11 protein-coding genes are annotated in these 12,426 nt (G+C 43.3%); 9 read left to right on the top strand and 2 right to left on the bottom strand.

What is annotated here, in order from left to right; all coding sequences use genetic code 11:
* Positions 1 to 222: 222 nt before the first annotated feature.
* From tsaE to hflC, 8 genes are all read left to right on the top strand, one after another.
* A complete protein-coding gene (tsaE, locus tag M1F03_RS17320) occupies positions 223 to 687 on the top strand; it encodes a tRNA (adenosine(37)-N6)-threonylcarbamoyltransferase complex ATPase subunit type 1 TsaE (RefSeq protein ID WP_154623468.1) in 465 nt (154 codons plus the stop codon).
* 13 nt (positions 688 to 700) lie between these two features.
* Entirely contained in the window at positions 701 to 1,993 is a 1,293-nt protein-coding gene (amiB, locus tag M1F03_RS17315; protein ID WP_154623467.1) for an N-acetylmuramoyl-L-alanine amidase AmiB, read from the top strand.
* Between the two features lie 12 nt (positions 1,994 to 2,005).
* A complete protein-coding gene (gene mutL / locus M1F03_RS17310; protein WP_251464759.1) occupies positions 2,006 to 3,970 on the top strand; it encodes a DNA mismatch repair endonuclease MutL in 1,965 nt (654 codons plus the stop codon).
* Positions 3,963 to 4,904 carry a tRNA (adenosine(37)-N6)-dimethylallyltransferase MiaA gene (gene miaA / locus M1F03_RS17305; protein ID WP_154623465.1) on the top strand — a complete coding sequence of 314 codons (942 nt, stop codon included), beginning with the start codon at positions 3,963 to 3,965 and terminating at the stop codon, positions 4,902 to 4,904. Before mutL ends, miaA begins: the two co-directional genes overlap by 8 nt.
* A gap of 106 nt (positions 4,905 to 5,010) precedes the next feature.
* Complete coding sequence (gene hfq, locus M1F03_RS17300) at positions 5,011 to 5,307, top strand: RNA chaperone Hfq (RefSeq protein WP_154623464.1); 297 nt, start codon at positions 5,011 to 5,013, stop codon at positions 5,305 to 5,307.
* 101 nt (positions 5,308 to 5,408) lie between these two features.
* Positions 5,409 to 6,689 (top strand): ribosome rescue GTPase HflX, encoded by a 1,281-nt coding sequence (gene hflX, locus M1F03_RS17295; protein WP_154623463.1) that lies wholly within the window; start codon positions 5,409 to 5,411, stop codon positions 6,687 to 6,689.
* A gap of 86 nt (positions 6,690 to 6,775) precedes the next feature.
* Positions 6,776 to 7,981, top strand: a complete 1,206-nt coding sequence (gene hflK / locus M1F03_RS17290) for an FtsH protease activity modulator HflK (protein ID WP_154623462.1) — start codon at positions 6,776 to 6,778, stop codon at positions 7,979 to 7,981.
* Between the two features lie 2 nt (positions 7,982 to 7,983).
* Entirely contained in the window at positions 7,984 to 8,988 is a 1,005-nt protein-coding gene (gene hflC / locus M1F03_RS17285; protein ID WP_154623461.1) for a protease modulator HflC, read from the top strand.
* Between the two features lie 27 nt (positions 8,989 to 9,015).
* Here the strand turns inward: hflC and M1F03_RS17280 are convergent, their stop codons facing one another.
* Positions 9,016 to 9,153 (bottom strand): hypothetical protein, encoded by a 138-nt coding sequence (locus M1F03_RS17280; RefSeq protein WP_163863225.1) that lies wholly within the window; start codon positions 9,151 to 9,153, stop codon positions 9,016 to 9,018.
* Between the two features lie 105 nt (positions 9,154 to 9,258).
* Between M1F03_RS17280 and M1F03_RS17275 the strand changes: the two genes are divergently transcribed.
* Positions 9,259 to 10,557, top strand: coding sequence for an adenylosuccinate synthase (locus M1F03_RS17275; RefSeq protein ID WP_154622437.1), 1,299 nt, complete (start codon positions 9,259 to 9,261; stop codon positions 10,555 to 10,557).
* 118 nt (positions 10,558 to 10,675) lie between these two features.
* Here M1F03_RS17275 and M1F03_RS17270 read toward each other — a convergent pair whose 3' ends face one another.
* A complete protein-coding gene (locus M1F03_RS17270) occupies positions 10,676 to 11,878 on the bottom strand; it encodes a mechanosensitive ion channel family protein (RefSeq protein ID WP_154622438.1) in 1,203 nt (400 codons plus the stop codon).
* Between the last annotated feature and the right edge of the window lie 548 nt (positions 11,879 to 12,426).

Genomic DNA, 12,426 nt, shown 5'->3' with positions numbered 1-12,426 from the left:
TGGACGCCCTCCATTTCTTGAGAACTTTATCATGGCTAGGTGAATTCACAAAATATCGACTTGTTAATCTCGTTGTGTGATTAAGTTCGATGACTAATTTAATATCCATGATGCCAATATTTCTGTAATGTTATTTAAGAAAAATGGATCGGCTTGAGTTAATATAGTCGTTAATATCAACATTGATCTGTTTTTTCCTTACTATAGCTGATTGAATAATTCATGAAAGAACGCATATTACAACTTGCCAACGAAGAGCAAACCGTGGCACTAGGGCGTGCAGTTGCACAGGCCTGCAAACAAGGTGCAGTGATTAACTTGTATGGCGATCTTGGGGCGGGTAAAACAACGTTTAGTCGAGGTTTTTTGCAGGCATTAGGGCATCAAGGTCATGTGAAAAGCCCGACTTACACACTGGTTGAGCCTTATGATCTCCCTGAGCGACAAGTTTTTCATTTTGATCTTTATCGTTTAGCCGACCCAGAAGAATTGGAATTTATGGGGATCCGTGACTATTTTTCCCCTGAGTCGATCTGCCTAGTTGAATGGCCTCAACAAGGTAAAGGTTTTCTACCTGAGGCGGACTTGGAACTTCATTTGACCTATCAGGATAAAGGACGTCAGGCTCACTTGATTGCTTTTTCTGCAAATGGGGAGTCGTTGTTAGAAGAACTACCCGCTCTTTAAGGATATATTGCTCATGACGAATGCATTACCAAGAAAAATAACCGATAGGCGCATTGCTTCCTACTTATTACTATTGATGATTTTTGCGCTCTGTCTCGTTGCACGGCCTGTTCAGGCAGCAACGTTAGCGAACATTCAAGTAGATAACAGCCCATCAAATGCACAGGTCACACTCTCCTTTGCTGGAGGTAACCCTGACTACAAATATTTTCCCCTGCATTCGCCAGAGCGTCTCGTCATTGATATTAAACAAAATGGCGAAATTATGGGTTTACCGATGAAACTCCCTGCGGGTGATTTAGTGAAAGTTGTTCGCACGAGTCAGCCACCGGATAGTCGGCATAAACGTATTGTTTTGGAGCTGACAAAAGCAGCCAAGGTACAAACGTCGCTGAAACAAGTTGCTGGTCAATATCAAGTGGTGTTTAGCCTTTCGACAGGGAAAGGTGGGACATCTGCACCGTCGAATAACATAACTCAACCAGTACAGGCCGTTGGCAATAATAGTGCACAGGATAAGCCGTTAAAAATGAACGCGGCGGGACAACAAAAAACGCCTGTACCAGTGCAAGCCAATAAAACGATGCCAAAAGGTGCTAAACAGGTGGTGATTGCAATTGATGCGGGCCATGGTGGTAAAGACCCCGGTGCGATTGGTAAAAATGGTTATCGTGAAAAAGATGTTACCTTGAGTGTGGCGCGCAAACTGTATGCTAAATTGGCGGCAGACCCCATGTTTAAGCCGGCAATGACCCGTGACGGTGATTATTTTATTTCAGTGAGTGGCCGTTCTGATGTTGCACGTAAGAAAGGCGCCAATATGTTAGTGTCTATTCATGCTGACTCCGCGCCAAACAGCAGTGCGAGAGGGGCATCGGTATGGGTTCTTTCTAATCGTCGTGCTAACAGTGAATTAGGTAACTGGCTTGAGCAGCGCGAAAAACAATCTGAATTATTAGGTGGAGCTGGTGATGCCTTAAGTGGTGCTGATCCTTATTTGAGCCAAGCGGTCCTTGATTTGCAATTTGGTCATTCACAGCGAGTGGGGTATGACGTTGCCGTCCAAGTGATTAAACAACTCAGAAAAGTTGGCAATATTCATAAACGTAGCCCTGAGCATGCCAGTTTAGGCGTACTGCGTTCGCCGGATATTCCTTCAATTTTGGTTGAAACAGGGTTCATTAGTAATAGTGCGGAAGAACAATTGCTAAAATCAGACGCTTATCAAGAGCAAGTTGCTGAAGCAATTCATCAAGGTTTGCGCCAATATTTCCTAGCAAACCCTCTGCAAGCCGCACCTAATTAAGAGGTGATAGCGATGGCGATCCAGATTCTTTCCCCTCAACTTGCTAACCAGATTGCTGCTGGAGAGGTAGTGGAGCGTCCCGCCTCGGTTGTTAAAGAGTTAGTTGAAAATAGCTTAGATGCTGGTGCAACACGCATTGATATTGATATTGAGCGTGGTGGGGAGAAATTAATTCGTATTCGCGATAATGGTAATGGCATCAGTAAAGATGAATTAATTTTGGCTTTAGCACGTCATGCAACCAGTAAGATAGCGACATTAGATGATCTTGAAGCCATTATGAGTATGGGCTTTCGAGGGGAAGCGCTTGCCAGTATTAGTTCAGTTTCACGCTTAACGTTAACGTCAAAGCCCGCGGAACAATCCGAAGCATGGCAAGCGTATGCGGAAGGGCGGGATATGACGGTGACGGTAAAACCTGCTGCTCACCCAAACGGCACTACGGTAGAAGTGCTTGATCTGTTTTATAACACCCCCGCTCGCCGCAAATTTATGCGTACTGAGAAAACGGAATTTGGTCATATCGACGAAATTGTGCGACGTATTGCACTTTCTCGGCCTGACGTAGCGATTAATTTGAATCATAACGGTAAACTTGTTAAGCAATACCGAGCGGCTCATGATGAAGTGCAACAAGAACGTCGATTAGCAACGGTTTGTGGAACAGGGTTTATGCAAGGCGCATTGGCAATCGCGTGGGAGCACGGCGATCTCGGTATAAAAGGCTGGGTAGTCTCCCCTGACAATACGCTTTCTGTCAGTGATATTCAGTACTGTTATGTGAATGGCCGCATGATGCGAGATAGGTTAATCAATCATGCTATTCGTCAAGCTTATGAAGGACACCTTGATGATAATCAACAGCCCGCTTATGTCCTTTACTTGACCATAGATCCTCAACAAGTTGATGTGAACGTGCATCCTGCTAAGCATGAGGTGCGTTTTCATCAAGCTCGCTTAGTCCATGATTTTATTTATCAAGGGGTTCGGACAGCATTGTTGAATGCTCATGGGGCCGATGAATTGCCTGGCATTGAGCCTGTTACGCATGAATTAGCCAATCGGACTTCCGCAGGCGATAATTATTTTTCATCACCAACAGGTTTTAGTGCGCAGGAAAATAAACAAGCGGCCTATACTCAAGAAGAACGCGAGCAAGAGCATGATGAGCAATCAAAAAAAGCGCGTTTTACGCCATCACTATCGTCCCAGCCAGCGGTATCAGTCAATCGTGATATTCAAGGAAAAAGCGCTTATTCCCCTTCTTCCTCAAATTATGACCGAAAAGCAGGGCAGTTATATCAGGCGTTAATGTCGGTTCCTGTGGCTGAAGAGGATAAAAAACCATTATTTCCGGCTCGACAACCACTAGATGTTTCAACAATTTCTTCCCAATCAGTCGCAGAAAATGCCAACAACTTCACATTTGGCAAAGTATTGACAATTTACGCAAAAAACTTTGCATTAATTGAGTCTTCATTAGGGCTAATCCTGTTATCCTTAACAGAAGCAAATTATTTGCTGAAGTTGGCTCAATTATCACCAAAGGGTGAAGCGTTGAAACCTCAGCCATTATTGATCCCGTTAAAATTATCATTGAGTGCTGATGAAATTGCGGTTTTTCAACGTAACAAGGAACAATTGACATTATTTGGTGTTGAAGCCACGATATCTCATGGAAAAGTAACTATTCATGCGGTATCGTTACCGCTAAGAACACAAAATTTATCTCAGCTTTTTTCAGGTTTGCTGAATTTTTTGTCGACAAAAGAGCATGTCTCTCATCAAGATATTGCTCAATGGCTTGCAAAAACAGTTTCTCGAGAAAAAATGCAAGAAAGCTGGAGCTTAGCACAAGCAGTTCAGTTACTCGCTGATGTTGAGCGGCTTTGTCCACAGTATGTCAAAAAGCCGTCACCAACATTATTACAATTAATTAATTTACAACCCGTGGTAGCTACACTAACAAATGAGTGAACTGTTAACTCAGAAAAAACCGAATGCTATATTCCTGATGGGGCCGACAGCCTCCGGTAAGACCGCGTTGGCAATTGCTTTGCGTCAACACTTGCCTGTGGAGATAATCAGTGTCGATTCGGCGTTGATCTACCGTGGTATGGATATCGGTACAGCGAAGCCAAATGCAGAGGAACTTAGTCAAGCCCCTCACCATCTGATCGATATTCTCGATCCTTCTTTGCCGTATTCCGCCGCCGATTTCCGGCGAGACGCATTAAATGTAATGGAGGAGATTACTTCTCAAGGTAAAATTCCATTACTGGTGGGTGGCACAATGCTTTATTTTAAGGCGTTGTTAGAAGGGCTTTCACCATTGCCTTCAGCGGATCCTGCTATCCGTGCTGAGATTGAAGATATTGCACAGCAACACGGATGGGCTGACATTCATCGTCGTTTAGCTGAGGTTGATCCGGTTGCGGCGGCTAGGATTCATCCTAATGATCCGCAAAGATTATCTCGAGCTTTAGAGGTATATCTCATTTCAGGGAAAACTTTGACTGAAATGACTCAAACAGCGGGTGAAGAATTACCTTATAATGTGTTTCAGTTTGCTATTGCGCCTCAAGATCGTAAAATTTTACATCAGCGCATTGAACAACGCTTTCATCAGATGTTAGATGCTGGATTTGAAGAGGAAGTTAGAGCGCTTTATAACAGAGGTGACCTCCATGTTGACTTGCCCTCTATCCGTTGTGTGGGATATCGACAAATGTGGTCTTATCTGGCAGGCGAAACAGATTATGATGAAATGGTTTATCGGGGAATTTGTGCAACACGCCAATTGGCAAAACGTCAAATTACCTGGTTGAGAAGCTGGGAAAATGTTCACTGGCTAGATAGTGAACAACCACAGCTAGCGCTTAAGTCTGTTATGCAGGTTATATGTGCATAGAGCCAAGGTTTGTGTACAATTAGAATGTTAAGCGCAATTTTTGAGTAGTTACTTTTTGGAATCGAAAGATTCTCATTTAAAAACAACAAAATAAGGAAAACATAGAATGGCTAAGGGGCAATCTTTGCAAGATCCGTTCCTGAACGCATTACGTCGTGAAAGGGTTCCGGTCTCAATTTATTTGGTTAACGGCATCAAATTGCAGGGTCAGATTGAATCTTTTGACCAGTTTGTCATTTTACTAAAAAACACGGTTAGCCAGATGGTTTATAAGCATGCTATCTCTACCGTTGTCCCTGCTCGTCCTGTTTCTCATCATAGCGGTAGTGCTGCTGGTGGGGCAGGTAATGGCAATTATAACACTGGTGCTCCTACTCAACAGGATGGCGAAGCCGCTGAGTAAGGCCAGTTGTGCGTTAAAATTCAAGGAAAACATAGGTAGGGAGACTTTACCTGTGTTTTTCCTTTGTATTGATAGTGATTAAGCCTAAGAGGTTATAGCCCTTGTTTGATAGGTATGAAGGCGGTGAGCTGGCTGTATTAGTGCATGTTTTTTTCTCACAAGAAAAGGACACGGAAAATCTAACCGAATTTGAGTCACTCGTGACATCGGCAGGCGTTAAACCTGTACAGATAGTCACAGGCAGTCGTAAGTCTCCTCATCCTAAGTATTATGTCGGAGAAGGGAAAGCGGAAGAAATCGCGGAGGCGGTGAAGGAAAGTGGCGCGGATGTGGTGTTATTCAACCATACTCTGAGTCCAGCGCAAGAACGTAATCTCGAAAGGCTATGCCAATGTCGGGTCGTCGACCGCACAGGGGTCATTTTAGATATCTTTGCTCAAAGGGCGCGCACGCATGAAGGGAAGCTTCAAGTTGAGCTTGCGCAATTACGCCATCTATCAACTCGCTTAGTGAGGGGATGGACGCACCTTGAGCGACAAAAAGGCGGAATTGGCTTACGTGGCCCTGGTGAAACTCAGTTAGAGACTGACCGTCGGTTATTAAGGGGAAAAATCAGTCAGATTTTATCCCGTCTCGGCCGAGTAGAAAGACAACGTGAACAAGGGCGTCAGGCGCGAAATAAAGCGGATATTCCAACGATTTCGCTTGTTGGTTATACCAACGCCGGTAAATCGAGTTTATTTAACCGGATGACGGCTTCTGACGTTTACGCTGCGGATCAACTGTTTGCGACACTGGATCCAACATTAAGACGTATTGATGTCGATGATGTAGGAACTGTTGTGCTTGCAGATACTGTTGGTTTCATTCGCCATCTGCCTCATGATTTAGTTGCTGCCTTTAAAGCAACACTGCAGGAAACTCGCGAAGCAACATTATTGCTTCATGTGATTGATGCAGCAGATAGCCGTTTGGATGAAAATATTCATGCGGTCGAAAGTGTATTGGAAGAAATTGAAGCTGATGAAATTCCGACACTTTTAGTTATGAATAAAGTGGATATGCTGGAAGAATTTATCCCGCGTATCGACAGAAATGAGGATAACAAACCGGTTCGTGTCTGGGTATCAGCGCAAACGGGTGAAGGTATCCCCTTGTTGCTACAAGCATTGACGGAACGCCTTTCAGGTGAAATCGCACATGTTGAAATGCGTTTACCACCTAGTGAAGGCCGCTTACGTAGCCGTTTTTATCAACTTCATGCGATTGAACGTGAATGGCTTGAAGAGGACGGCTCAATTGGCCTTGAGGTGCGTATGCCAATGGTTGATTGGCAGCGTTTGTGCAAACAGGAACAACAATTACCTAGTTATGTTATCTAACATGTCGCTAGGAAATGGAATTGATATTAAGAGTTATTTGTTGCTCTTAACCCGAAAAATCAATCATAAAGATATGGAGCTAAAACATGGCGTGGAATCAGCCCGGTAATGACGGACAAGACCGCGATCCGTGGGGAAGCGGCAATAAAGGCGGCAACTCTGGCGGGAACAAAGGTGGTCGAAAACGTGGGGCTTCTGATCTCGACGATCTCTTTCGTAAACTGAGCAGTAAGCTTGGTGGTAAAAAAGGCGGCGGTGGTGATGGTGATAATAAACAACCCTCTCAAATCAGCGGTCGTCTTGGTGTATTGGCTCTTGCTGCCATCGTAGTTGTATGGGCTGGATCAGGTTTCTATACCATTAAGGAAAGTGACCGAGGTGTTATATTACGCTTTGGCGAGTATAGCGGTGTTGTCGGACCTGGTCTGAACTGGAAGCCAACATTTATTGACAAGGTTATCCCTGTTAACGTTGAAACCGTTCGTGAACAAGCGACTAACGGTATGATGCTAACGTCAGATGAAAACGTGATCCGCGTTGAAATGAACGTTCAGTATCGTGTCACTGATCCTGCTGAATACCTGTTCAGTGTGACCAACCCAGATAACAGCTTACGTCAGGCTCTTGATAGTGCTGTGCGTGGCGTTATCGGTCAGTCAGCAATGGAACAAGTGTTGACAACAAACCGTGCATTTATCCGTGATGTTACGCAAAAAGAGCTAGAAGCAACAATTGCGCCATACAAAATGGGTATCACACTGCTCGATGTCAACTTCCAAGCTGCTCGTCCGCCTGAAGATGTTAAAGCCGCATTCGATGACGTAATCGCTGCAAGGGAAGAAGAACAAAAAACCATTCGTGAAGCTCATGCTTACCGTAACGAAGTTCTGCCAATGGCAAAAGGTAACGCACAAAAGCTAATCGAAGAAGCTGAAGCTTATAAGGCAAGTGTTGTCTTTAAAGCAGAGGGTGAGGTTGCAAGCTTTGCGAAGATGTTGCCTGAGTATCGTGCAGCACCTGAAATTACGCGTGAGCGTCTCTACATTGATACGATGGAACGTGTTTTAAGCAATACACGTAAAGTTATCGCCAATGATAAGAGCAACAGCATGTTAGTTCTGCCATTAGAGCAATTGATGCGTGGTGGCAACAGCAGTGCGCCAGCACCAAAAACGAGCTTAGCGCCTAAAGTGATGAATCCTAATACCAATAATTCATCATCTTATGGTTCGGCACCCGCGCAACAAAACAGTGGTGTTCGTGGTGATGCCGTTAGAGTAGGGAGACAATAATCATGCGTAAATCGCTAATTGTTATCGTTATTGCCATCTTGGCAGTTGCTTACGCATCCATCTTTATTGTTCCTCAAACCGATCGTGGCATTGTGTTACGTTTTGGTAAGGTATTGCGTGACTCAGAAAATAAACCCATTATTTATGAGCCAGGCTTACACTTTAAAGTACCGTTTATTGAAACGGTGAAAATGCTTGATGCGCGTATCCAGACTTTGGAAATTCAAGCTGACCGTTACTTAACAAGTGAAAACAAAGACTTGATGGTAGACTCTTACCTGAAATGGCGTGTTACAGACTTTAGCCGTTACTATGTAGCGACGGGAGGTGGTAACCCTTATCAAGCCGAAACACTGTTAAAACGTAAGTTCAGTGACCGTTTACGTTCTGAGTTTGGTCGTTTAAGCGTTAAAGACATCATTACGGACTCTCGTGGTCGTTTAACCATTGATGTGCGTGATGCATTGAACAAAGGTACGGCAACGGATGATGCTACGAAAGATGCCGATGCTGCTATCGCATCTGCGGCTGCACGCGTTGAGCAAGAAACTAACCTAGCGCCATTGGTTGTGAATGCAAACAGTATGGCTGCATTAGGGATTGAAGTGGTTGACGTTCGTATCAAACGTATTGAGTTACCGAACGAAGTTTCTGAGGCTATCTATGCGCGTATGCGTGCTGAACGTGAAGCGGTTGCCCGTCAACATCGTTCACAAGGTCAGGAAGAAGCCACTAAGATCCGTGCGGTTGCTGATAAAACGGTAACAGAAACGTTGGCAGAAGCTGAACGTACAGCATTGACACTACGCGGTGAAGGGGATGCGATGGCAACAAAACTGTTTGCTGACGCTTTCAACCAAGATCCTGAGTTCTATGCCTTTATCCGTAGTTTACGTGCCTATGAGCAGAGCTTTAAAGGTGGCGATGATGTGATGGTGCTTAGCCCTGACACAGATTTCTTCCGCTTTATGAAAGCGCCAACTAAGTTGCGTTCTACTGATGATTAAGTTACGTGCAACAGATTAAAATAACTGTTAAGCTAGTAAAGAAAAGCCCGCTTCGCGGGCTTTTTTTTCGCCTACCATTTTAAGTGTTGGATTTTTCAGGGAAAATTCAATCTGGTCGAGCTGGCTATTATCAGTTGGAGTTATGGTAGAAATAAAAAATGCCATTTTTGCTTGCTTTCCAGAAAAATAATTTTTGCTGTGCCAAAAATTACTGGAACAGAATATTTTAGATGGTAGAATTCATTTTTAAGCAACCGAGTGTATTTTGAAATGGGTAAGAACGTTGTCGTACTGGGCACCCAATGGGGTGACGAAGGAAAGGGCAAGATCGTCGACTTGCTGACAGAGCGTGCTAAATATGTAGTTCGCTATCAGGGCGGCCATAATGCTGGCCATACTCTTGTTGTAAACGGTGAAAAAACCGTTCTCCACTTAATTCCATCCGGTATTCTTCGTGAAAATGTCATCAGCATTATTGGTAATGGTGTGGTACTTGCACCTGACGCTTTAATGAAAGAGATGAAGCAATTAGAAGATCGCGGTGTTCCTGTTCGCGAACGCTTACATATTTCTGAAGCATGCCCACTGATCCTGCCTTATCATATCGCATTAGATAATGCGCGCGAAAAAGCGCGTGGTGCGAAAGCGATTGGTACAACGGGTCGTGGAATTGGTCCTGCTTATGAAGACAAAGTTGCTCGTCGTGGTTTGCGAGTTGGCGACCTGTTTGATAAAGCAAGTTTTGCTGAAAAACTAAAAGAAATCATTGAGTATCACAATTTCCAACTGGTGAACTACTACAAAGAGCCTGCGGTTGATTATCAGAAAACCCTCGATGACATCATGGCAGTCGCGGATATTCTGACTAGCATGGTAGTTGATGTTTCTGATCTGCTCTATAAAGCACATCAGAAGAATGAATTAGTGATGTTCGAAGGTGCACAAGGCACTTTATTGGATATTGACCACGGTACTTATCCGTATGTCACCTCTTCTAATACCACTGCTGGTGGAGTTGCAACAGGTTCTGGTTTAGGTCCTCGCTACGTCAGCTACGTGTTAGGTATTATTAAAGCATACTCTACGCGTGTTGGTGCAGGCCCATTCCCTACAGAGCTTTTTGACGAGACAGGTGAATTCCTGCGTGAAAAAGGCCAAGAGTTTGGTGCGACTACAGGTCGTAAACGTCGTACAGGTTGGTTAGACATTGTTGCGATTAATCGCGCTGTTCAGATCAACTCCCTGTCTGGTTTCTGCTTGACTAAACTTGATGTGTTAGATGGTCTGAAAGAAGTGAAAATCTGTGTAGGCTACCGCCGCCCAGATGGTCAAGTGCTAGAAACGACACCACTGGCAGCAGATGAGTGGGAAGGTTTAGAGCCTGTCTACGAAACTATGCCGGGTTGGAGCGAAACAACTTTTGGTGTTAAAGACAGAGCGCTGTTACCACAAGCCGCTTTAGATTACATCAAGCGTATTGAAGAGCTGACGGGTATTCCAGTTGATATTATTTCAACAGGACCTGATCGTTCTGAAACGATGATCCTGCGCGATCCATTTGATGCATAGTTCAGCCATAGCAGTTTCTTAGATAAGAAGCTGCTCATTATCCGCTAAGAGCCTGTGTCTTGAACAGGCGTCTAGGCAGATTAAAAACACCGATTTATTCGGTGTTTTTTGTTATTGGTTATTCACGTTTTAAATTCGCCAGATCACTGCCGGATGGGTGTTGGTAAATTCTTAGCTTAAAGTATTTTGCTGAAGCATTAACATATTCAAAAATTTCAGATTGTACTTCCTCATACTCAACCCAAGTCGTTGAGCGAGTGAAACAATAAATTTCGACGGGTAACCCGTTGGGGGTTGGTGGCATCGTTCTTATGACTAAGTACATATCAGTCCTAACATCGCCACGCATTTTTATCCAATTCAAAATATATTTTCTGAATAGTTGTAGGTTCGTTACACCATTATTAATCATCCATTCATTGATATTAGTGATGTCACTTCGTGCTTCTAGCATATTTTCTATACTTTGGCGTAAGGGCGCTGTATTTTTTAGCTCATTAAATAAAGCTTCAGTGGCAAATGAAATTGAAGATTGATCAATGTAAAAACTGCGTTTGATGCGACGACCTCCCGATGAAAACATGGGTTGCCAGTTAGTGTATTTTTCAGTCAAAAAATCCTTTGTCGGGATACGTGAAATCGTATTATCCCAATTTCGAACGGTGATCGTATGCAAGGCGATATCAATTACTTCGCCACTAATATTACTGCTTGGTAATTCAATCCAATCGTAAAGTTTCAGTACCTTACCATTTGATACAAGTATGTTGGCAACAAATGATAGCAATGTGTGCTGGAAGACAAACATTAATACTGCGGCAATAGCACCAAAACTCGAAATAATAATGATCGGTGATTGGTCGGTCATTAGGGCGATGATCAAGATAAATGAAATTATCCATACAATAATTTTTGCGATCTCGATATAGCCTTTTATTGAGTTATTGCGATGCAGGGTCTTTTTGGCTTGGCGCAGAATAAAAACATCTAAGCCATCGTTTATCAGAGCGGCAACATTAATAATAATCAACGCCCAACAGATGGTTTTAAAGGTGATATTCACTTCATCAGAAAATGAAGGCAGCATCTGATTGAGATAAAGCACAAAAGTGACGGCAACAATGGATGCAATTTTTCGTGCAACGCCATCAATTAAGTCATCGTCAGTTAAATTGGTTAATAATGGTAATAACCTTCTGGCAAATCGTAAGAAAATGACTTTGCCAACGATCCATGTCAGCAGTAAAACGACGACTAAGATCGCTGTCATTAATAAGGTGTTCCCTGATATAAAATCATAAATTTCGATAATTTGTTCCATAACGTCCTATATCACCTACTTAGCGTGCCGACTGTTCATTGTAAAACGGAAAAAATAAAAAGATTTGATGTTAAAAGTGATAAGCAGCCTATCGATTCAACTCACTCTTGTTCAAACAGTATAGACAATAGGGAGTGAGTCAGGAATCTCGAGTGGCTTAAGGAATCTGTGCTATTATGTGTTCGATTATTCTTTGATATTATTTGTTTGTCAGTATCTGGCTTGCATCGATAGGTAAAAACAGGAGATGGTAGGAGTGTTTATCTCGCTCTGAAAACCGACATGTTTCCTGCATAGTAAGCTAAACTAGAATAAACGGTATTTGATGATGCCAAATGCAGACGTAATGGCATTCGTTATCGTCTAGGTTATTGTTGTTAACGTGAATGTCTTTGTTGAGCGTTGAAGAGCGGCTTGATTTGATGAAGCCTATTGGCATTAATTTGTTTGCTTTTTGAAGCAAGGCCAACATGAGGTACGGAACATGTACCGTGCCGAGTATAACTTGAATTATTTGAAAGATATCCTTAGGTTATTTTGGCCTAGCG

Source organism: Providencia sp. PROV080, from assembly GCF_033688105.1.
GTDB lineage: Bacteria > Pseudomonadota > Gammaproteobacteria > Enterobacterales > Enterobacteriaceae > Providencia > Providencia zhejiangensis.
The sequence above is the reverse complement of the archived record's forward strand: the minus strand, read 5'-3'. Positions and strand labels throughout refer to the sequence as shown.